The sequence below is a fragment of the Nocardia amikacinitolerans genome, assembly GCF_900215415.1.
GTDB classification, from domain to species: domain Bacteria; phylum Actinomycetota; class Actinomycetes; order Mycobacteriales; family Mycobacteriaceae; genus Nocardia; species Nocardia amikacinitolerans.
Genome location: NZ_OBEG01000004.1, coordinates 35,672 through 56,938 on the forward strand (window position 1 = coordinate 35,672; position 21,267 = coordinate 56,938).

At 67.7% G+C, this 21,267-nt stretch carries 19 protein-coding genes, 1 tRNA gene and 1 other RNA gene; 11 read left to right on the forward strand and 10 right to left on the reverse strand.

Going from position 1 to position 21,267, the window contains the following annotated elements; translation table 11 throughout:
* Window positions 1-133: 133 nt before the first annotated feature.
* Both CRP45_RS18580 and CRP45_RS18585 read left to right on the forward strand, forming a co-directional pair.
* Entirely contained in the window at window positions 134-940 is an 807-nt protein-coding gene (locus CRP45_RS18580; protein WP_097246171.1) for a methyltransferase domain-containing protein, read from the forward strand.
* A gap of 10 nt (window positions 941-950) precedes the next feature.
* Window positions 951-1,388, forward strand: coding sequence for an SRPBCC family protein (locus CRP45_RS18585; RefSeq protein ID WP_097246172.1), 438 nt, complete (start codon window positions 951-953; stop codon window positions 1,386-1,388).
* A gap of 195 nt (window positions 1,389-1,583) precedes the next feature.
* Here the strand turns inward: CRP45_RS18585 and CRP45_RS18590 are convergent, their stop codons facing one another.
* Window positions 1,584-2,873, reverse strand: a complete 1,290-nt coding sequence (locus CRP45_RS18590) for an aspartate aminotransferase type Ic (protein ID WP_097246173.1) — start codon at window positions 2,871-2,873, stop codon at window positions 1,584-1,586.
* Window positions 2,874-3,095: 222 nt separating this feature from the next.
* Window positions 3,096-3,190: signal recognition particle sRNA small type (gene ffs / locus CRP45_RS18595), an RNA gene on the reverse strand.
* Window positions 3,191-3,363: 173 nt separating this feature from the next.
* Here ffs and CRP45_RS18600 point away from each other — a divergent pair.
* From CRP45_RS18600 to CRP45_RS18610, 3 genes are all read left to right on the forward strand, one after another.
* Window positions 3,364-3,451 (forward strand) — tRNA-Ser (locus tag CRP45_RS18600).
* Window positions 3,452-3,647: 196 nt separating this feature from the next.
* Window positions 3,648-4,703, forward strand: coding sequence for a GlxA family transcriptional regulator (locus tag CRP45_RS18605; RefSeq protein ID WP_245910224.1), 1,056 nt, complete (start codon window positions 3,648-3,650; stop codon window positions 4,701-4,703).
* Window positions 4,704-4,723: 20 nt separating this feature from the next.
* The gene (locus CRP45_RS18610; RefSeq protein ID WP_097246621.1) at window positions 4,724-5,461 is read left to right on the forward strand and encodes a DJ-1/PfpI family protein; all 738 of its coding nucleotides are present in this window, start codon (window positions 4,724-4,726) and stop codon (window positions 5,459-5,461) included.
* A gap of 148 nt (window positions 5,462-5,609) precedes the next feature.
* Here the strand turns inward: CRP45_RS18610 and CRP45_RS18615 are convergent, their stop codons facing one another.
* Window positions 5,610-7,061, reverse strand: a complete 1,452-nt coding sequence (locus tag CRP45_RS18615) for a pyridoxal phosphate-dependent decarboxylase family protein (protein WP_179830922.1) — start codon at window positions 7,059-7,061, stop codon at window positions 5,610-5,612.
* A 149-nt stretch (window positions 7,062-7,210) separates the two neighbouring features.
* The gene (locus CRP45_RS18620; RefSeq protein ID WP_218841169.1) at window positions 7,211-8,263 is read right to left on the reverse strand and encodes an SgcJ/EcaC family oxidoreductase; all 1,053 of its coding nucleotides are present in this window, start codon (window positions 8,261-8,263) and stop codon (window positions 7,211-7,213) included.
* Window positions 8,264-8,365: 102 nt separating this feature from the next.
* Between CRP45_RS18620 and CRP45_RS18625 the strand changes: the two genes are divergently transcribed.
* Window positions 8,366-9,328 (forward strand): GlxA family transcriptional regulator, encoded by a 963-nt coding sequence (locus tag CRP45_RS18625; RefSeq protein WP_097246177.1) that lies wholly within the window; start codon window positions 8,366-8,368, stop codon window positions 9,326-9,328.
* A 223-nt stretch (window positions 9,329-9,551) separates the two neighbouring features.
* On the opposite strand, the gene CRP45_RS18630 is transcribed toward CRP45_RS18625, so the two are convergent.
* Entirely contained in the window at window positions 9,552-10,043 is a 492-nt protein-coding gene (locus CRP45_RS18630) for a hypothetical protein (RefSeq protein ID WP_097246178.1), read from the reverse strand.
* Window positions 10,044-10,547: 504 nt separating this feature from the next.
* Here CRP45_RS18630 and CRP45_RS18635 point away from each other — a divergent pair.
* Window positions 10,548-10,889, forward strand: coding sequence for a hypothetical protein (locus CRP45_RS18635; protein WP_097246179.1), 342 nt, complete (start codon window positions 10,548-10,550; stop codon window positions 10,887-10,889).
* A 153-nt stretch (window positions 10,890-11,042) separates the two neighbouring features.
* Window positions 11,043-11,180, forward strand: coding sequence for a hypothetical protein (locus tag CRP45_RS33915; protein WP_179830923.1), 138 nt, complete (start codon window positions 11,043-11,045; stop codon window positions 11,178-11,180).
* Between the two features lie 31 nt (window positions 11,181-11,211).
* On the opposite strand, the gene CRP45_RS18640 is transcribed toward CRP45_RS33915, so the two are convergent.
* Together CRP45_RS18640 and CRP45_RS18645 are read right to left on the reverse strand one after the other, a co-directional pair.
* Window positions 11,212-12,231, reverse strand: a complete 1,020-nt coding sequence (locus CRP45_RS18640; protein WP_097246180.1) for an alpha/beta hydrolase — start codon at window positions 12,229-12,231, stop codon at window positions 11,212-11,214.
* Between the two features lie 270 nt (window positions 12,232-12,501).
* Window positions 12,502-13,311 (reverse strand): NmrA family NAD(P)-binding protein, encoded by an 810-nt coding sequence (locus tag CRP45_RS18645; protein ID WP_097246181.1) that lies wholly within the window; start codon window positions 13,309-13,311, stop codon window positions 12,502-12,504.
* A 180-nt stretch (window positions 13,312-13,491) separates the two neighbouring features.
* Here CRP45_RS18645 and CRP45_RS18650 point away from each other — a divergent pair, with 180 nt between their 5' ends.
* On the forward strand, window positions 13,492-14,172 hold the full coding sequence (locus CRP45_RS18650; protein ID WP_097246182.1) for a hypothetical protein: 681 nt from the start codon (window positions 13,492-13,494) through the stop codon (window positions 14,170-14,172).
* 287 nt (window positions 14,173-14,459) lie between these two features.
* On the opposite strand, the gene CRP45_RS18655 is transcribed toward CRP45_RS18650, so the two are convergent.
* Window positions 14,460-14,906, reverse strand: coding sequence for a GtrA family protein (locus CRP45_RS18655; RefSeq protein WP_097246183.1), 447 nt, complete (start codon window positions 14,904-14,906; stop codon window positions 14,460-14,462).
* Window positions 14,903-17,131, reverse strand: a complete 2,229-nt coding sequence (locus CRP45_RS18660) for a hypothetical protein (RefSeq protein WP_245910287.1) — start codon at window positions 17,129-17,131, stop codon at window positions 14,903-14,905. The genes CRP45_RS18655 and CRP45_RS18660 overlap by 4 nt, the downstream gene beginning before the upstream one ends.
* A gap of 146 nt (window positions 17,132-17,277) precedes the next feature.
* On the opposite strand from CRP45_RS18660, the gene CRP45_RS18665 reads away from it, so the two are divergent.
* Complete coding sequence (locus CRP45_RS18665; RefSeq protein ID WP_218841170.1) at window positions 17,278-17,733, forward strand: hypothetical protein; 456 nt, start codon at window positions 17,278-17,280, stop codon at window positions 17,731-17,733.
* 54 nt (window positions 17,734-17,787) lie between these two features.
* On the opposite strand, the gene CRP45_RS18670 is transcribed toward CRP45_RS18665, so the two are convergent.
* Complete coding sequence (locus tag CRP45_RS18670; RefSeq protein ID WP_245910288.1) at window positions 17,788-19,473, reverse strand: wax ester/triacylglycerol synthase domain-containing protein; 1,686 nt, start codon at window positions 19,471-19,473, stop codon at window positions 17,788-17,790.
* 111 nt (window positions 19,474-19,584) lie between these two features.
* On the opposite strand from CRP45_RS18670, the gene qcrB reads away from it, so the two are divergent.
* Complete coding sequence (gene qcrB, locus CRP45_RS18675) at window positions 19,585-21,225, forward strand: cytochrome bc1 complex cytochrome b subunit (RefSeq protein WP_097246186.1); 1,641 nt, start codon at window positions 19,585-19,587, stop codon at window positions 21,223-21,225.
* The last annotated feature ends 42 nt before the right edge of the window (window positions 21,226-21,267 follow it).

Genomic DNA, 21,267 nt, shown 5'->3' on the forward strand with positions numbered 1-21,267 from the left:
TTCCTTTCGGCTTGTCGGCGCGTTCCGTCTGACGATCATCTCACCCGCGTCCAGCTGTGCGGCACGCCACAGCCGCGCGTAGGCTCTGGCCATGCCTGAGACGACGGCAATACCTAGGGACGGATACGCGCCCATGGACACCTATTCATTGCGCCCCGATCGCTTCGACAGCGCGGGCCAGGATCAATTGGTCGACGTGCGCGACCTACAGGCCACGCTGCCCGGTATCCGGCGGCTGCGCACCTGGGCACACGACGCGCTCGCACTGCAACCCGGCGAACACGCCGTCGACGTCGGCTCCGGCACCGGCTCGGAGGTCATCGCATTCGCCGACGCCGTCGGACCGACCGGCGAGGCGGTCGGTGTCGAGCCCGATCCGCACCTGCTCGCCTCCGCCGAGCGCCGCGCGTCCCAGCTGGGCTCGCGCGCGAAATTCCACTCCGGCGACGCCTACGGCATTCCGTTCGGCGCGGACACCTTCGACGCGCTGCTGTGCGAGCGCGTCTTCCAGCACCTGACCGCCCCTGCTCGCGCGGCGAACGAGATCGCGAGGGTGCTGCGTCCCGGCGGGCGTGCGGTGGTGATGGACGTCGACTGGGACACCGCGATCGTGCATCCCGGCGACCGGCAGGTGGTCCGGCAGGTGCTGGACACGCTGGTCTCGGCGACCACGAACCCGCTCTCCGGCCGCAGGCTGCCCGGCCTGCTGACCCAGGCGGGCCTGGTCGTCGACGACATCGGCTCGCACGCGTTGGTGCAGGACCGCAGCGTGGGTGCCGGCTCGCTGGTCACCCGCATCTCGGCCATGGCGGTGGCGCGGGGCTCCATCACCGAGGCGCAGCGCGACCAGCTGCTCGCCGACCTCGAGCGCGGCGCGGCCAGCGGCGACATCCATCTGTCGGTGACGATGTTCGCGGTGCTGGCGCACAAGCCGCACTGAGGCGCACGCGATGGCTGTCGACGTGCTGACCGAGACCATCATCGAACGGCCGCCCGAGGTCGTGTCCGCGTACGCGGGGGATCCGACGAACGCGCCCGAGTGGTACGCCAACATCCGCAGCGTCGAGTGGCGGACCGAGCCGCCGCTGCGGGTGGGCTCCCGTATGGAGTTCGTCGCGCACTTCCTCGGTAGGCGGCTGGTCTACACCTACGAGATCGTCGAGTACGAGCCCGGTTCGCGGCTGGTGATGAGCACCGCGCAGGGGCCGTTTCCCATGGAGACCACCTACACGTGGGCGGCGGCCGGGACCGGCACGCTAATGACGCTGCGCAATCGCGGGGAGCCCGCTGGCTTCGGCAAAGTGGTCGCGCCGGTCATGGAGTCGGCCATGCGGCGGGCGAACCGGGCGGATCTGGCGCGGTTGAAAACGCTGCTGGAAGCGCGGTAGAACGCGTCTGGTCGTAGCGTCTTACGCCGACGGCCCTCCGCACCGGTGTGCGGAGGGCCGTCGTTCGTTCTATTCATCGAGCGGCGTGTCGGTGCCAGCCGATGGGCGGCCGCTCGGTGCTGGTCGATGAGCGGCCGCCCGGTGCTGGTTGTCGACCGGCTGGTTCGGTGCTGGTTGTCGGGCAGCCGCCGGCCGCTACTTGCCGAGCAGTTTCTCGGTGGCCGCCAGCAGGACGCAGGTGGCCAGGCCGTCCATCGCCTTCTCCAGTTCCGGAAGCTTCGGGAAGCTGGGGGCGATGCGAATGTTCTTGTCCTCCGGGTCGTTTCGGTAGGGGAACGCCGAACCGGCGGCGGTCAGCGCGATGCCCGCGTCCTTGGCCAGCGCGATCACCCGGGCCGCGGTGCCCTCCAGCACGTCGAGGCTGATGAAGTAGCCGCCCTTGGGCTCGGTCCAGGACGCCACCTTCGACGCGCCGAGCCGGTCCTCCAGTATCTTCAGCACCAGGGCGAACTTCGGCTCCAGGATCTCGCGGTGCTTCTGCATGTGCGCCCGCACGCCCTCGGCGTCCTTGAAGAAACGCAGGTGGCGCAGCTGGTTGATCTTGTCGGGGCCGATGCTCTTCTTCGCGGCGTGCGAGAGGTACCAGTCCAGGTTCGCGGTGGACGCGCCGAGGAAGCTGACGCCCGCGCCAGCGAAGGTGATCTTCGAGGTGGACGCGAACACGATGGGCCGGTTCGGGTTTCCCGCGGCGGCGGCCATGCCGAGCACGTCGAACACGGGCGCGGCGGTGTCGGTCAGCGGGTGCACCGCGTAGGCGTTGTCCCAGAACAGGCGGAAGTCCGGCGCGGCCGCGGGCATCGAAACCAGTTCCCGCACAACATCTTCGGAGAACACGACGCCGGTCGGGTTGGAGTAGTTCGGCACCGCCCACAGACCCTTGATCTGCGGGTCGGCGGCGAGCAGCTCGGCGATGCGGTGGGTGTCAGGGCCGTCGTGGCGCATCGGGATCGGAATCATCTCGAAGCCGAGCGCCTCGGTGATCGCGAAGTGGCGGTCGTAACCCGGTGCGGGACAGAGGAATTTCAGCGTGGGCTCGGCAGCCCAGCGGCGCGCGGAATCGTTGGTGCCGTACAGCATCGCGTAGGTGATGACGTCGTGCATCAGCTCGAGGCTCGCGTTGTTGCCCGCGAGCAGGTTGTCCACGGGGATGCCGAGCAGCTCGCCGAAGATGGCGCGCAGTTCCGGGAGACCGTGCAGCCCACCGTAGTTGCGGCAGTCGGTGCCCGTGCCGTCGCGGTAGTCGCCGTCGCCGGGCAGCGAGAGCAGTTCCGCCGAGAGATCGAGTTGTTCCGGCGAAGGTTTTCCGCGAGTCAGGTCCAGCGTGAGCTTCTCGGTCTTGAGCGTCGCGTAGTTCGCGGTCTGGGACTCGTGTTCGGACACGAGCTCCTCATGGCTCATCAAACCGATCTGCGTTTGCCGGGGCATCCTGAGCAGCCTTTCGAAGCAGCGAAGTGGCGTTGGGGTCGATGTCCGTACCGAAGTCGTCCGACCGTCGGTGGACCGTTGACCACGTTACCCGTGTGTTGCTCGGAATTGGGGCGATACCTCCGCCTGTGATACGGGCATCCGCGGTTCGAGGACGGCCGCACCCGTTCGGCGATCTTTCGGAACTGAGGGCGAGTGCCCGATCTTCGACATCGGCCGGAATATAGGGGACCCCGCGCACCCGGCAGAGCCCGTTGACCCTTGCTGCCTTCCGGCCCTGGGGGAGTTCACAGGATGCGCGCCGCGCGGGATCCGTCGGCCAGTGTAGCGGGTCCGCGCCGCCCCGTCCGCACGGGGCCGAAACACCGCCATACCCCTTGCCGACCACCGCGCCGAGAACCCGCCCCGACCAGCACGAACCCGCTCCCCCTCCCCCGGATACCGATCCCAATTTGGTGTCCGACCGGGGGCAACCGGTATGCTGCTCCACGGAGGATTCGCCTAGTGGCCTATGGCGCTCGCCTGGAACGCGGGTTGGGTTAACGCCCTCAGGGGTTCAAATCCCCTATCCTCCGCCACGGCAAACGCCTCTGATCAGATTCAATCGTCTGGTCAGGGGCGTTTTTCGTTTCAGCCTATCCATGCTGGCAACGCTCAGTGTTGTTGACCATAACGCCCGTTCTGGGCGGCTTCAGTGCCGCTTACAGCCGTTTCCGCAGATGCAGTCACGCCCTGCGAATCACGGCATTCCGCACCAGCAAGGGCCGGCCCGATATGGCAACCCAGCTGGGCGCCTTCGCGCCGGGCGTGCTGAGATCTGGCGCTATGGACAGCTCACGGCGGATTCTCATTGTGGCCTACGACGATGCCCAGATCCTCGACATCGCCTGTCCCAGTGGGGCGCTCGATATCGCCAACCGCTACGGCGCCACCCCGCCGTACACCATCGAACTCGGGACCGTCGGCGGCCGAGCGACCCGAAGTTCTGCGGGAATAATCCTCGGCGCGACCCGTCATCTGGAAACCGTGACGGGCCGCCTCGACACTCTCATGATCGTAGGGGGAGTCGGAAGCGAAGCCGCCGCCGCGGATGATCGCCTCGTGGACCAAGTGCGCCGCCTGGCCGACCGCAGCCGCCGGGTCGCGTCCATCTGCACGGGCACCTATGTCCTGGCCGCCGCCGGCCTGCTCGATCATCGCCGCGTCACCACGCACTGGGGCTACGGCGAACACCTAGCTGCCCGCCACCCCACCGTGGCCGTCGATGTCGCTCCGCTCTACATCCGCGACGGCAATATCTACACCTCCGCCGGTGTTACCAGCGCTCTCGACCTGACCCTGTCCCTGATCGAGGACGACCACGGTCCCACCCTTGCCCGCGCCGTCGCCCGCGAACTCGTCTCCTACCTGCACCGCCCCGCCGACCAAGCCCAGATCAGCATGTTCCTGGCCGCACCCCCGCCCGGCGATCGCCTGGTCCGGGATCTCACCGGATACATCGCCGGACACCTGACCGAGGACCTGACTCCTGCCACCCTCGCCGCCCGCGCAGCCATCAGTACTCGCCATCTGACCCGCCTGTTCTCCACGCACCTCGGCACCACCCCGGCACGGGCCGTTCGCGCCACTCGCACCGAGGCCGCTGCTCACCTCCTCCGTTCCAGCCGACTGTCACTCGCCGCGATCGCACGCCGCTGCGGATTCGGTTCGGCGCAGACACTGCGCCAGGCGTTCCTGGATCACTATGGCATCAGCGGGGACAAGATTCGAAGGATGCCGGACATGCCGTCACTGCGGGACGCGCCGAAACACGAGACTCCGGTGGCATGACCCATCCCACCCGCAGAACCATGCTGCGTGGCACCGCCGCACTCGCCGCGGCAGGCGTCACTATCCAGGCCGCCGGCGCCGCCTGCGCCAAGGGGCCACGCACCGGCGACGGACCCGATGTCGGCATCCTGCTCTACGACGGCTACAGCCTCCTCGATCCCGCCGGTCCCGCAGAGATACTCGCCCGCGTCCCGAATGCCAGCGTGACGATGATCGCCGAGCAGCGCGGCCCGGTGCGTACCGACACCGGCGGCGTGGCCATTGTGGCGGATCGTTCGATCAGCGAGATCGACCGCCTGGATGTCCTGCTCGTACCCGGCGCCGGCAACCGTGGCACCATCGGCGCAGCAGCGAATCAGCAACTGCTGCAATGGATCCGCCGTATCAACGAACACACCCGCTGGACCACATCGGTCTGCACCGGCTCCATCATCCTGGCCCGAGCCGGACTCCTCGACGGCCACCGGGCGACAACATACTGGGCCTCCGCCGAATACCTCGAATCCACCTTCGACGTGACATACGTGCCCGAACGCTACGTCCACTCCGGCAAATTCATTACCGCGGCGGGCGTATCGGCCGGCCTGGACATGGCCCTCTACCTGGCATCCCAGCTCACCGACGAGCCCACGGCGAAAGCCATCCAGCTGGCACTCGAATACGACCCCCAACCACCATTCGACGCAGGCAACGCGGCGAAAGCGGACCCGGAATTCCGGAAGCACGCACTGGCGCTGCTGGAGAACTCCCAGGTGTGAAAATGCAAACACATGGGATCGACCGCATCCCACGACGGCGCCCAAGCAATGTCGCGGAGGAAGCCGGGATCGGCCCTCGCCCTACCTATGACGTCCCTCGCGAGATGGAAGGCGGTGTCGCCGTCGGGGTTTGTCCGCGAAAACGTGCTCATGTGGCCGCGCGGATCGCGGCGCGGGCCTTGTCGAGGGCGGCGACCACCTGGTCGATGTCGCGCGGCTGGGTGCGGTAGCTCGTGATGCACAGCCGGAGGGCGGGGCGTCCGGCAAGGCCGATCGGGGCGATCCACGCCTGCCCGCTGCGCACCACGCGTTCGGCAACAGCGGTATGCCAGCGCATACTGCGCTCGGATCCCGTCGCATCCACTTCGGAGTCGACGACGCAGACGACCGGAAGTGGGGTCTCGTTGATCCGCCGCCACCCGGTCTCGGCCAGCCGGCTGGCGAGCAACTCGCCCAGCGCGACGTCGCGTTCCACCTGAGCCGCGAACCCACGCTCGCCCACCGCGGCCATGGCGAGGAAGACCTTCAGTCCAGCGAAGCGGCGTGACCACTGCACGCTTGTGGTGTACGGATCCACGCCGTCTGTATCGGGCATGAACCTGGTACTCACGTGGAAGGTGTCCGCCAACGCACCGTGGTGCCGGGTGAAGAACATTCCCGCACCCATGGGTGCGGACAACCATTTGTGCGCGTCCACCGTGACACTGTCCGCCGCCGCCACGCCCGCCAGCAGCGGCCGCAGCCGATCAGACAGGGCCACCGCGCCGGCCCATGCCGCATCGATGTGGAAGTGTATTCCCCAGTCACGAGCCAGACCGGCCAGTTCGCCGAGCGGATCGATGATTCCGCCGCCGGTCGTTCCAGCGGTGCCGACCAGGAGAAAGGGCGCGCGTCCCGCGACGATGTCCGCCTCGTACAGCTCGCGCAACCGCACCGGATCGAGCCGGTGCCGGATGTCGACCGGCACCAGCCGTACAGCCTCGCGACCGAGCCCGGTGAGATGTGCGATCTTCAACCACGCCAGATGGCTCTCAGCAGAGGCGTAGAAAACCGGCCGTTCTGGCACCCCGGCCAGACCACGCTCGGCGAAGCCGGGGAAACGGCAGGTCAGCGCGACAAGCACCGCGGTCAAGTTCGCCTCCGCGCCCCCGACCGTGAAACTGGCTTCCGACGTTTCCGGCAACCCGAGGCGGTCGGCGAGGAAGCGCAGCACATGCCGCTCGATCTCGACCGCCGCCGGAGCATGGCTGTACGCCGCCAGTTGTGGATTGACGCCAGCGGCGAGCAGTTCGCCTGCCACACCCCACCAGGTGGGAGTCGGGTTGAACAAGCCGAAATACCGCGGATGGGCGGTCTGCACACCCCACCGCCGCAACGCACCCATCACCTCGGGCAGTATTTCCTCGGCCGGGCGAGGTGTACGGAAGTCGTAGTCCGCCAACCACTCCCGAATACCGTCGCTATTCGCCTCGGCGGGCGCCACCGGACCGTCCGGCACCTCCTCGGCATACCGGAGCACGAGATCGGCGGCCGACGCGAGCAGCCGACCGACCTCGTCGACGGGCAATTCCAGCGGTCCGGGGTTCATGATCTTCGCCATGATTCCAGCATCTCCGGGCAACGGGGCGCCCGGAAGCAGCGGAGAAGCCATGATTCGCCGAATTCGAGCCAAGCCGAAACACGCTACCGCACAAGCGACTTCACACCAGCGGCGCTTTCCGCACTTGGAATCGTATGGTCGGGACGCGGTCAGGCCGCGAAGAACGGATCATCGGCCACGTACAGCCAGCGGCCGTCCGGCTGCCGCCGCGCCACCTCGGTCGTCGTCGTGGCGAGTTCCTCCCCGCCCGGCCCCACACCGGTAGCCGTGGCGAGGCTGGACAGCACGGCTAGATCCCCGACAGTGTGAATCTTCCGCAATTCCAGGGAGATACGCGCACCGCGCTCGATGTAGCCCCGGAGGCTGTCCCTGATCGCCTCGGCACCGGAGACGACAACGCCCGGAGCAGGCACAAACGTCGCTTGCGGTTCGTACAACGACACCAGGCCCTCCAGGTCGCCCGCGGCCAGGTTCTTCATGAACAACATGCCCAGCTCTTCCGGAGTACTGGCCGAGCCCTCGGTGCGGGCGGCAACAGGGCGATCCCCCCATCCATTTTGTGCCAGCAGATCGTGCCATTCCGGCATTGCCCCGTTCGGCAAGTGCTTGCGCACCAGCTCGCCCGGGAAGGTCAGCGGGCGGGCCTTGCTCGGCTTCCGGATAGCCTGCGCCACAATCGCATCGGTCAAGGCGTAGCCGATATCGGCCCGCGGGAGTACGGCGTGCACTCGCTCCACCAAATCGGCCGGCAGGATTTCGCGGTCATGTCCGAGCACATCGGCGCCGGTGCCCGCCTGGGTCAGCGCGACTTCGAGGCATTTGCGGCTCGCGATCCCCTCACTGCTGTGCAAGGCGATCGCGTCCCATACCGTGTCGATCCGGCGTTGATCGACTCCATGCTCACGCAAGAACGCGGCGGCCACATCCGCTCCGTCGACTTCGAATCGCTGGTCGCAGTTGCCGTTTTCGGTCAAACCGAGGTCGTGCAGGACGCAGCCGAGGAACAGCAACTCCTCGTCGTAGTCGACAGCAGGCAAGTGCCCGCGCCGCTCGGCCAGCACCCGGGCGTATATGAAGCTGCGCACGCTGTGGTGAAACACGAAGGCAGGTTCGGTCTGTTCGGCGAACCGATAAGCCGCTGTCGCCAGCGCGGTCTCGGGAAGTCGGAACTCGGTGTAGAGGTCAGGCAGATCGTCAGCCACAGTGGGCGCTCCTAGCTCGTTGGGTTGTTCCAGCTCAAATCCTGCTGCCCGCAGCACAACCCAACCAGTGGCCAGAATGCCGATATGCGCTAAATTCTGGCCGTGCATATCGTCGCGGTTCTCGCACTCGACGGCGTAGTCGGTTTCGAGCTCGCCATCCCGGGGCAGGTCTTCGGGACTGCCAACAGAGCAATCGGTAGCGACCATTACGACATTCGGATCGCCGCGCCTGGCCGCAGCGTGGCCACCGACGCCGGTCTCGGCGCTGTCCGATTGCACACCGCATGGGACCTGGACACCCTGGTCGACGCGGACACGATCATCATTCCCAGCCGCGTCGACTACCTCGCCCAGCCGCCAGAACCCGCGCTGGACGCACTCCGCGCCGCCGCCGCGCGCGGAACCCGGCTGGCGTCGGTCTGTATCGGCGCGTTCACCCTGGCGGCGACCGGCCTGCTCGACGGGAAGCGGGCGACGACCCATTGGCAGCACGCCGCCGAACTGGCCCAACGCTATCCGCGGATCGATGTCGACCCCGAGGTGCTGTTCATCGATAACGGCCTGGTGCTCACTTCCGCCGGTGTCGCCGCCGGACTCGACCTCTGCCTGCATATGCTCCGGCACGACCTGGGCGCCGCCCGGGCCGCCGCCACCGCGCGGCGTATCGTCATGCCCCCGCAACGCGACGGCGGTCAGGCACAGTTCATCGAGTATCCCGACCCCCGCGGCCATGACGCATTCCTGCAGGACACGCTGGACTGGATGGAAGCCAACCTCCACCGCCCGTTGACGCTGCACGACATCGCCCGCCACGCCCGAACCAGTATCCGAAGCCTCAACCGGCACTTCCGCGCCCAGATCGGCACGACACCGCTACAGTGGCTGCTCCGCGCACGCGCCAACCGCGCCCAACAGCTGCTCGAAACCACCGCCATGTCCATAGACCGAATCGCCGAAGAAACCGGGTTCGGAGCATCGAACACACTGCGCTACCACTTCACCCGCCTTGTCGGAATCTCACCGCAGGCCTACCGCACTACGTTTCAGACCGCTAACCCCGCGTAGGCGTCGCCATGGCGGCTCCGCCCAGAATGGTCGGCGCGGTAACCGACCGAAGGCCCCCTCCATCCCGCCAGACCGACTGGACGTGACCTTCATTCACCCGACCTGCGTGTCCGGTGAACCGACCGAGGGTGACCTTCATCCCGGTGCGCTGATCAACGGTGATCTTCGGTCGGATTGCGTGTCCAACCTTTGCGGACGGGCACTAGCACCACGATGCGTCGCTTCATCTGCTTACTTGCTCGGCCTGACTGGTCGGCATTCCACGCAGAGCCAGGTGGACCAGGAGCAGCGACGGCACAAAGAAGGTCCATTGCGCGAGGATCAGAATGTCATCGAACCCGCGGAACGCTGCGTTGACCACGACGAACGTGGCGACCATCGCCCACAACAACGCCAGAGTGACCACGAGCAGCGCCCGCGCCGTCCGGTACTCGCCGCCACGCATCAATCGGGCGGCCCAGCCGGGGGCCAGTCCCATCACCAGGAACACCCATCCGACAAAGTGATACATGGCCACCGCCATCATGACCGGCTGCCCCTCAGAACCGGACTCCACGCTGTTCGATATTCCCGACGCCTCCTCGACCAGCGGATCGACGTACCAGAAATACCCCACTGCCTCGTGCACGACCGCGACAACCACCATCAGTATCGCGGCGGCGAACAGCAGCCGGACCCTCGTCTTCTCCGAAGACACCGAACCCACGATCTTCACGACGTATCGCCACCTCTCACACCTTCCATACGGGACTGTATGAAGGCTTGCGGCGCCGCGCACTCATGAACCGGCAGCCTGGCCCGAATTTGGCGAAAGGTGGCCAAGTCAGCAGGGGTGCACGGCGACTGGACTGTCAGCGGGGGGACGGTGCGGTCGGGTACACATTGCCCATCCCGGTTGGGAGGGCCGCGACTTCGGGTACGACGTCCTGGGAGCGCGGTGGCTATTACCGCGTCGAGGACGTTGCGGACCTGGACACCATCGGGCAGGGCGAGAGGCGCTACTACGCCGTCGACGTCCCCACAGGCGCCACCGCGTACTTCACCGGCATCGTCTCCTTCCCGAGGGTGCCGGGCGTGTCGGTGACCGACGACTTCAACACCCTCCAGTCAAGGGTCTACGGCCGCGACGGCGAGACTGTCTATCCTTCGAGACCGAACAAGCGACGAGATCCAGCGACGGCGTCGCCCTCACCGTCACCCAGGATCGTTCACCGAAGCGGTGACACTCGAAGGCAGCAGCCGCTATACCGATACGCTGCGGCCCGGCGAGTACGTCTTCTACCGGGTTCGGCTGAACTGGGGTCAGGGCCTGGCCTACCGGGTGCACTTCGACGCGAACGGGAAGCAGGGCCTCGACGTCATCTCGAACATCGCCACCACCCTGTATTCGCCGCTCGGCGAGGAAATCGACTTCGACACAGCGGCTTACACCGGAAGCGCGGGCGTGCTGCCGACCAACGACCCGGCGACTGCCACCGCGCCGTCCGCTACGCCAACCGTGATGCCAGCGATTCCAAGGTCAGGAAGCAATCGGTCGCGGGTTGGTATGACATCGCGGTGAATTGGGCTCGACCTTCACCGAAGGCGCCGCCACCCCGGTCCCCATGCGACTCGACCTGACCGTCGCAGGGAACCCGGAGCCGGGCCCGCCTACACGACAGGGTAGACCGGCGGCGTCTTCGGCGAGGACGCGGGCTCGAGCGGTAAACCGATCGTGCATTCCACCGACAGCGCGAGCGAGAATTCGTCACCGACGAAGTGGGTCGTGATCGGCGCGGTAGCCGACGTCGGCGTCGCGGTCGTCGCCGCGATCATCGGCCTCGCACTCGCACGCCCCCGGACACCGCGCTGACACCGGGAGCTCATGCACAACCGCGCGGGTATCAGCCGTTCAGCCCCATGCCCTCGGCGAGCAGCGGCCAGGAGTCGTGCAACGCCTCTTCCCAGTACGGCCAGTAGTGCGTGCCGACCGGGGTGAACTCGAAGGTCGCCGGGATGCCGAGCGAGTCGAGCCGGTTCTTCAGATTGGCGGTGCAGCCGTTGACGGCCGCTTCGATGATGACGCCGAGACTCAGGTTGACCGCGCCCATGGGGCCGGGTGCGGTGCTCAGGTAGTACTGAACGTCCTCCAGCACGGGGATGCCGCTCCCGCTGGAGACGTAGAGCAACGTGCCGCGCAGCTTCTCGGCATTGACGACGGGGTCGTTCTCGGCCCACAGCGGGCTGTCGGCGGGGCCGTACATGTTGTCGGTGTTGCCACCGCCCCAGGTCTCGGTGGCCAATTTGACGAACTGCTGCCCGATCGGGTCGGCGATCTGCGCGCAGCCGCTATAGGCGGCTACCGACTTCCACAGCCCCGGTTTGGCCTCGGCCAGCTGCAACACCGACGTGCCCGACGTCGACAGACCGGCCAGCGCGTTGAGCCCCGTCGAGTGCAACGTCTCGTCGAGCAGCGGAGGCAGTTCCTCGGTGAAGAACGTCTTCCACTTGTTCAGCCCGAGCACCGGGTCCCGCTGCCTCCAGTCGGTGTAGTAACTGCCGCGACCGCCGATGGGCTGGATGACGTTGACCTGCTTGTCTGCCAGCCAGTCCAGGGCGTGCGTTGCGGCCTTCCAGCTGGCGGTTCCTTCACCGGCGTCCAAGCCGTTGAGCATGTAGAGGTTCGGCGCGGGCGTGGACTCGTCGGCCGGACGCTGCACGTCGACCCTGATTTCGGTGTCCATCGCGGCGGAGTAGACCTTCAGGTGCCAGGTGCGCCCCTCTTTGACCACGGACGTTACGGCCGAGGACTTCTGCGGCTCCGCGGAAGCGTCGCCCCCGGCCACCGCCACCGCCAGCGCGCCGGCGAGCGCGAGCGCCGCGGTCCGCGGAGCGGCCATGCTGCGTAGTGCGGAAAACTTCATCGAACAGTTGGCTCCATTCCACGGACCTTCGCCGACCGATTTGCCGGTGAAGTGGTTACGGTAGCGGACAGCCTCGCATGGCCCTCCCGGTATTACGTCTACCGCGGCGCGAAAGCCGTTACTCGACAGCACCATTCAGCGGCGACCGCGCGGAGCCTGCAATGACCGAGTTCTTGCCGTCGCTCGAATGGTTCTGGTGGGAGAGAAATGGCGGTTGTGAGCGCTTCGTGAATCGCCATTTCTCTCCCACCGATTTACCCGCGCTGGGGCTCAAGAGGCGCGGAAGCGGTGGGCGTGTTCGGCGGCCCAGTCGGTGAAGGTGCGGGCGGGGCGGCCGAGGACGCGGGGCACGGTGTCGTCGACGGTGGTCGCTTCGGCCGGAGGTGCGGCGTACCAGCCGATGACGTAATCGGCGTCGGCTTGGGAGACGCCCATGGCCAGGAGCCGGTCGATCGCCTGCTGGTGCGAGATCCGGTCGAAGGCGATGTCGCGGTCGATCGCCTTGGACAGGATCGCGAGTCGTTCGTGCGAGGTGAGCGACTCCGGCCCGGTGAGGTTGTAGGCCTGACCCGCGTGGCCGTCCTCGACGAGCGCCGCGGCGGCGACCGCGCCGATGTCGGCCTCGTGTACCAAGGCGCTCGGGAAGTCGTAGGGTTCGCGGACCACGCCCTCGGCGCGGATCGAGTCGACCCAGGTCAGCGTGTTGGACATGAACTCTTGCGGTTCGAGGCGCGTCCACTCCACACCCGAGTCGGCGACGGCCTGCTCGACGGGTCCGACCGCGCCGCCCCACACGACGGTGATGCGACGAACGCCCGCGTCGACGGCGCGGCGGACCAGTTCCTCGCCGACCTCCGCGAGCCCGGCCGTCACGGTGATGTGCAGCCGGGTGATTCCGACGAGCGCCGCGCCCAAGGTCTCCGGTGCGGTGTGGGTTCCGGTTGCCAGTTCCACGCCCGATGGGAGTTTCGCGGCGGCCGGATCGCGGGTGAGCGCACGGACGCGCTCGCCTCGGCGCACGAGTTCCTGTACGACATGGCGGCCGGTGTTGCCGGTCGCGCCTGTTACCAGTGTTGTCACGGTGTTCCTTTCGTCCGCGACCGACGCTAGGACCTCAACATTGCTCGAGGTCAATGCTGTGAATTCCGGTGTCCCCGCGGACCTCGCGTGAACCGCCCGTCATCGCGGGCGCGCCGACATCCGAACGCGTTGTCGGCGAGGCCGACGCCGGGAAGGCGCGTCGGCTGCGATGATTCCGGGGTGACTCAGTGGCTTCCCCTCTTCAGTTCCCTGGTCGTCGCCTTCGTCGTGCTGGTCGGCGTCCTCCTCACCAACCGCACGAACCGTCGCGCGATCGACGCGGCCGACGAGCGCGGCAGCATCGCGCTCGAGGCGGCGCAGCGGAACGTGGAGGCGGTCAACGCGGCGGCCGAGCAGCGCAGCAGGGCCGCGATCGAAGCGGCGCAACGGAATACGGAGTCGGCCGAACAGCGTGAGCACGAGAAGTGGCGGCGCGAATCGGTGCTCGCGGCCGTCTCCGCACTGCTGGAGACCTCGGCCGCCGTCCGGCAGCAGCTGTCCAGTCAGGACTTCACCTACATCGGGGAGATCGACAGGTTCGGCCTCGAGCTGCACGAAAGCATCGGGCAGTGCGGCGGATCTGTCACGCGCTTGCGCATTCTCGCGAGCCCGCGCATCCCCAACCGCTGCGAAGACCTGCTGCGCACGCTCACCGCGGCCGCGAACATCACCGTCCAGAAGCTGACGCTGACCCTCGACGCCGACGCGACCGTCGAGGACCTCGACGACATCCGGACGCTGTGGCACAAGGCGATTGCCAGCACCGTCGAGCAGGAGCTCTCGGTCGTCAAGGCCACGAGGGCCGAACTCGGCATCGAACCACTCCCGACCGCCGAGCGCGTCCCTGCTTCGGCCGCGTAGGCTCGAAAAGACCGGGCCGCCAACCGTTCTGCCTGGCCACCGCATCTCGCCGCCGCACAGCCACAGTGCCCCGCCGCCCGAACCACCACAGCGCCCCGCCGCCCGAACCACCACAGCGCCTCAGCACCGACTGCGCCACAGCACCTCGCCGCCGAACCGCCACGGCGCATCGGCACCCGACTGCCACAGCGCCCCGTCCAACGCCACAGCGTCCCGACCGCCACAGCGCCTCGGCACCGGCCAGCTGCCGCGTCGGGCACGGAAGGACTACAGCCCCGTCGTGCCCATCAGGCCGGCTCGGCGGCCTTGCGCCGGAACGAAATATGGCGGTGGCCGAAGAAGCTCGCGACCGCGACCAGTGCCATCACCACGACCGCCGACGGGATGCTCGGCAGGTGCAGTAGCGAGACGGCCGCTTGCAGCAGCACCATATTCATCAGCAGCCCACCGGAATTCACCGCGACGAACGCGAAGAAATCGCGCAGCACCTGCCCCCGCACCCGGAAGACCAAGGTGCGGTGCAGCACGAACGCGATCACGATGCTGATGCTGTAGGCGGCGGCGGGCGCGAGCGCGGCGGAGACGCGGCCGTCGAAGATCGCCAGCCACATCACCGTCAGCGCGATGCCGAGTCCGGTGTTCACCATGCCGACCATGGCGAACGCGATCTCCTGCCGCCGCACGACGCGCAGCAGCGGCCCGGGATCCAGTTCGGCCTGGTCGACGGTGTTCATCGGACGGCGTCCGCCAGCTCGGCCTCGCCGGTCTCGTCCGCCGGGGCCATGTCGGGCTCGTCTTCCCGGCGGCCGCGGCGGTACAGCCAGTGCAGCACGCCGACGCCGAGCAACCCGGCCAGCGCACTCGCCGCGCCGATCTGCCAGCCGGGCGGCCGCCAGGCGAGTTCCAGTTCGGCGTTCTGGGTGCCCGCCGGAATGTCGACGGCGACAAAGGTTTTCGCGACGTTCTGGACCGGGAGGTCGCGGCCGTCGAGCGTGGCGCGGTAGCCAGGCCAGCCGAGCCGCGCGAACACCACCCGGCCGCCGCGCTCCGAGCTCACCCGGACCCGGCTGGTGGTGTCCGATTCGGCGAGGGAGGTGGCGGTCACGCCGTCGGTGGCGGAGATGCGGCCGTCGACCGTCGAGAGCAGGCCGTTCTCGCGTTCGAGCACGGCGATGTACTTCTCGTGGCCGGGGTAGTCGACCCACTTCCAGCCCTGCGGTGCGGGCTGGTTGCGCGCGTCCGGGAACAGGGCGGTGTGCAGCACGACCCGGTCCACCTTCATCAGGTCGACGATGGTCTTGCCGGTGGTCGGCTCGACGGCGAAGGCCCTGCGGAAGGCGTCGGGGCAGACGCTGGTGTCCCAGAGCATGCACAGCATTTCGCCGAACTGGAAGTGGCCGTTCGGCGTGTATCCGCTGACGTAGGTGAGTTCCAGGTCCTTGGCGTAGTTGCCGAAGACCAGCGATCCGTACGCGCCGTCCAAAGTGCGTTCGGCGGGCGGGATGCGGCCGCGGTCGCCCAGTTGCAGGGTGGTGCCGGGGAAATCGGGGAAGGCGGCCTTCATCTGCGAGCGCTGCTCCGGCAGGTTCCAGCCGAGCGGGGTCGGTTGGGCCGACCACACCTGGAGGTAGGCGATCGGGAAGATCGAGACGAGCACCAGCGCGCACGCCGCCGCGGCGCCGCGATTTCGGGCCAGCCACACCACCGCCGCGCCCAGCGCCGCGACCGCGAGGGCGGCGACCACGTGCCACACCGCCTCCTGCGGCGCTGCCGAAACCGAACGCAGCCACAGCAAGCCGATCAAGCCCGCCGCGATCAGCCCGCGCCTGCGCCAGTCGTCGAACGTCGCGAAGCGGCCGAGCAGCACGCAGACGAGCACCAGCAGCCCGAGCGCCACCATCGGCAGCACGCGGGCGGGCCAGCGCAGCGGGCCGATGGCGCCGGGGCCCGCGGTCCACATCAGCACGATCGCCGTGAACAGCGCGGGTGCGGTGAGTTCGCGCGCCGAATCAAGGGCCTTACGCCAGTCGACGAAGGCCAGCGCCGGGATGACGAACCACGCGATGTAGACCACCGGCATCGGCTGCACGTAACCCCACCAGCTGGTGAACGCGGGCAGGGTGCTCGGCAGGCTGGCGTTCAACGACTCCGACCACGGCACGGTCAGCAGCTGCTCGTTGTTGATCTGCGCGGTGCCGCGCCAGGTGACCTTGGCCGAGAGCATGCTCGGCAGGTACGTCGCGAGCCCGGCCAGCGCCGCGCAGGCCGACACCGCGAGCAAACGGAGCGACGGCTGCCACGTCCGCTGGTAGACCAGTTCGCCGACGGCCACCGCCGCGATCATGATTCCCGCCTCGACCGCCGGGAAGATGTACTGCACCGAGATGGCCAGATACAGGAAGACGAAGGTGGGGATCGGTCCCGAGCGACCGCGCGCGTACCGCACGCCCGACGCCCACGCGTGCGCCAGCCAGGCGGTGCCGGTGAACGCGGTCATCCAGCTGGCCTCGTCGAAGAACAGCAGCCAGCCGCTGAACGGGATGGCGACGCCCGCAAGAGACGCCCACGGCGCCCGCGACCCGTACGCCAGGCAGATCCGATAGACGCCGAGGCCGAGCACGATCGCGAAGATCAGCTTGACCACCGTGGCGTACAGCGCGAGGTTGTCCACCGACGGCGCGATCAGATCGATGAGCAGCTGCGGCGGATTCAGCAGGCCGGCCTCTTCGATGGTGTAGTTGCCCGCCATCCAGTGCTCCGGCACCAGCATCGGGAAATCACCGTCGCGCAGCCGCCTGCCCATCATCACCCACAGCGGGGCGTACTGGGACTCGGTGTCGTCGGTATAGAAATGCCGAGCGTTGGCCAGCAGAACCGCCACATACCCCGCGACCACTCCGAGCCCGGTGATGAAGCCCCACTTGTACACCTCGCGCGGAGCGAGAGTTCCACTGTCCACCACGAGTCCCAGACCCTACAGGCAACCGCCCCCGACCGAACGCAAGATGAACCCCAGCACGCCCCGCGTGGGCGGAAAGCGAACTTACGGGCAGGTGGGCGGGCCTAGACTCGGGCTCTGCGAGGTTCGGTGGTCAGTGAGGGGAGATGCGTACTCGGTTCGAGTTCGACCTGCATACCGTGGCTTCGCCGGAGCAGGTCATCGAGTTGTACACCGATTTCTCCGCGGAGCGGCCGCGGCGGTGGCCCGCGTTGTCGGCGCGGCAGTATCGGGTGTTCGAGGTGGGTGAGCACACCGCGGACGTGCTGGAGGGGCAGGACTTTCCGAAGATCTCGGCGCGCTGGAGCTACGACTGGTCGACGCCGGGGACGGTGCGCATGCATGTGGTCGACAGCGATTACCTCGCGCCGGGCAGTTTCCACGAGCTGACGATTCGGCCGGCCGAAGACGGCGGCAGCGACGTGCACGGGGTGTGGGACAACACCGCCCTTCGCCCGTCGTCCCAGGTGGGGTTGGCGATGGCGCGGTTGATGGGGCGGCGGTTCTTCGTCGCGTATTACACGCGGGTCTTCGATCGGCTGGTCGAGGAGAAAGAGGAGTAGCAACAGCGGTGCCGCCAGCTGTCCGCGGTGCAGCGGACAGGCCGCAGGTTCGCCTCAGCGGTGCGCGAGCGTCGCCGTCACCTCGAACAGCGCCGTGCGGAGCAGGTCGGCGTATGAATCCACATCAATGACCGCGGCGTCGGCGTGGATGGAGACGGTGACGGTGTCGCCGAGGCCGTGCACGCCGTGGGTTAGGTGCATGACCGCGCCGAGGGCGGGGAAGCCGCCGGTGCAGCGGACGGTGCCGCCGCCGAAGGTGAGATCGGCGGGTCCGCGGTGGACGCTGGAGACGACCGTGTGGCCCGCGATCGAGTCTGGCACGTTGTCTATGGGATAGCGGTCGACGTCGCGGCGCAGGATGGGAGCCGGGGTTACGGCGGTGACGCGATCCTGAGCGGACAGCAGCGGATGCTGGGCGCGAAGCCGCCGTTCGGCGAGCGCGGCGGCGATCCGGTCGGCACGCAGACGCAGATCCGGTTCGTCGATGAACAGTTCGACGCCGAGGCTCCGATAGTTGTTGTGGGACAACGACTCACTCGAAAGCGCCATCGGCACTTGAGCGCCGAGTCGCGAAACCGACTCACCCTGCGCCGCAAGGTATTCGGCGAGCGCGACGGACACGGCGGTCAGAACCACGACGGTGATCGTCCAGCCGGGAACGCGAAGCTCCTCGGCAGCGCACACGATCATCCGCGCCCGATGGTCGATAACCCCTTCGGCCCCAATCTTGTTCACCGCGCTCGGCGCGAACCCGGGACCCGGCGGCGGCACCTTTCCCGCTTCCGTCAGCTCGGCCAACTCCGACTGCGCCTGATACGCGCGATATCCGCGAACCGCCGTGCGAACCATCCCGGCGGGTATCCGAGCGGCACCCCACACCGCGCCCGGAATCCGCGAATCTCGCAGGGTCGCAAAGAATTCAGCGGCGATCTTGGAGACTTCGGCCCGCCGCACCCCATCGGTGGTACCGGAACTGCCACGTCTACGGACTGGCGCAACCGCTGCCCCGCCGAACGCCTGCCGGAGTTCCGCGCGGTTCTTGTCGACCGCCCGGTCGATCAGTTCTCCCGCCGTCCGATGGGCAGCTTGTCCCACCGCGTGATCCTCCGCGGACGACCCGGCCGCGTGATCCTCCGCGGGTTCGTCGGCATGCCCTGCCGCACGATCTGCGGCGAATTCCCTGGATATCCGCGCCGCCGGCCGGCCGACAACGCGGTCATCCGCAGCGCGTCCGGCCGCACCCGCAGCCCTCGGCTCACCGTCGTACGCATCCCCCTCGGAGAACAACTTTCGCGCGATCCCCGCCGCCCGCCTCCCATCCGCCAGCGCGTGCGACATCTGAAGCACCACCACGGTGGCGAGCTCGTCGTCCGAGGCCCGCATGGGCGCCCCCGCGACACCGCGGAAGACGTGCAACTTCCACGGGTGAACGGTGGCGTCGACGCCCGTGCCAAGCAGGTCGCCGAGCGCGGCCTCCACCGCGGCCCAGTCCGGGCGCGGCAGCGGGTGCTCGACGAACTGCTCCGCGGAGTATTCACATGGCACCCATGACGGATAGTCGAGATCACCGGGCGTCTCGCGCAGCCGGACCCGTAGGTCCGGTATCCGTGCGCTGCGGGCCGCGACGGCGGTGCGCAGCGTCTCGGTCGGCGCGCCCGCGTCGGCGAAGCTGTAGAGGAGGAACAGATCGTTGCGGGTTCGGGCCGACAGCCAGAACATGGTCGCGTCCTGTGGCGCCATCGAACTCACGCGGGAGACGATAGCCCTCCCGAAAACTATCGATTCCGCGCGGCAACGCTGCTACCGTCTGTAGTAGACCCATTCCACACACGCACGAGCGGAGTGTCGGCCATGGCGAACGGACTCGCGCGAACAGCCGGCGAACAAGCTGATGCGGCGGATCAGCGATATCGCGGCGCGGCATTCATGAAGCGGTCGATCAACAAGGTCTTCCCGACCCACTGGTCGTTCCTGCTCGGTGAGATCGCGCTCTACAGCTTCATCATCCTGCTGCTGTCGGGCATCTATCTCACCCTGTACTTCGACCCATCGATGGCGCACGTCACCTACGACGGCGCCTACCAGCCGCTGCGCGGCGTCGGCATGTCGCGGGCGTACGAGACCGCGCTGAACATCTCCTTCGAAGTACGCGGCGGTCTGTTCGTGCGCCAGGTGCACCACTGGGCGGCGCTGCTGTTCGCGGCCTCGATCATCGTGCACCTGTTCCGCATCTTCTTCACCGGCGCCTTCCGCAAGCCACGCGAGGCGAACTGGGTGATCGGCTCGCTGCTGCTGATCCTGGCGATGTTCGAGGGCTTCTTCGGCTACTCGCTGCCCGACGACCTGCTGTCGGGCACCGGCCTGCGGGCCGCGTTCTCGGGCATCACGATCGGGATCCCGGTGATCGGCACCTGGATGCACTGGCTGATGTTCGGCGGCGACTTCCCCGGCGAGATCATCATCCCGCGCCTCTACATCGCGCACGTGCTGCTCTTCCCCGGGATCATGCTCGCGCTGATCGCCGCCCACATCGCACTGGTCTGGTACCAGAAGCACACCCAGTTCCCCGGCCCAGGTCGCACCGAGAACAACGTGGTCGGCGCGCGCATCGTCCCGGTGTTCGCCGCGGACCAGGGCGCATTCTTCGCCTTCACGCTCGCCGTCGTCGGCCTCATGGGCGGCTTGTTCCAGATCAACCCGATCTGGAACCTCGGACCGTACAACCCCTCCCAGGTCTCCGCCGGTTCGCAGCCGGACTTCTACATGATGTGGACCGACGGTCTGGCGCGCCTGATGCCGCCGTGGGAGCTGTACCTGGGTCGCTACACGGTCCCCGCCTCGTTCTGGGTGGCGCTGACCATGGGCTTGGTGTTCGTCCTTCTCATCTCCTACCCCTGGATCGAGAAGCGCCTGACCAAGGACCACGAGGCGTACCACAACCTGCTACAACGCCCCCGTGACGTTCCGGTGCGCACCGCGATCGGCGCCATGGCGATCACGTTCTACGTGGTGCTGACGATCTCCTGCGTCAACGACATCATCGCCTACAAGTTCGACATCTCGTTGAACGCGACGACCTGGGCGGGCCGCATCGGCGTCCTCCTCGGACCACCGATCGCGTACTTCATCGCCTACCGCCTGTGCCTCGGCCTGCAACGCAGCGACCGCGCGGTGCTCGACCACGGCATCGAGACGGGCGTCGTCAAGCGCCTGCCGCACGGCGAGTACATCGAGGTGCACCAGCCGCTCGGCCCGGTCGACGACCACGGCCACCCGATCCCGCTGGAGTACCAGGGCGCGGCGGTGCCGAAGAAGATGAACCGCCTCGGTTCGGCGGGCAAGCCGGGCACGGGCAGCTTCCTGCGCGCCGATCCGGTGGCCGAGTCCAACCGCAACCTCGCCATCGAGCACGAAGAGGAACACCGTCAGCTCGCGGTGTTGCGGCGCTACCAGGATCGCGTCGCCGGAAACGGCCACGACGAAACCGAATAGCTCGCAGTCGAATTCGAGCGCGCGAAGGCCCCGAGCCGATAG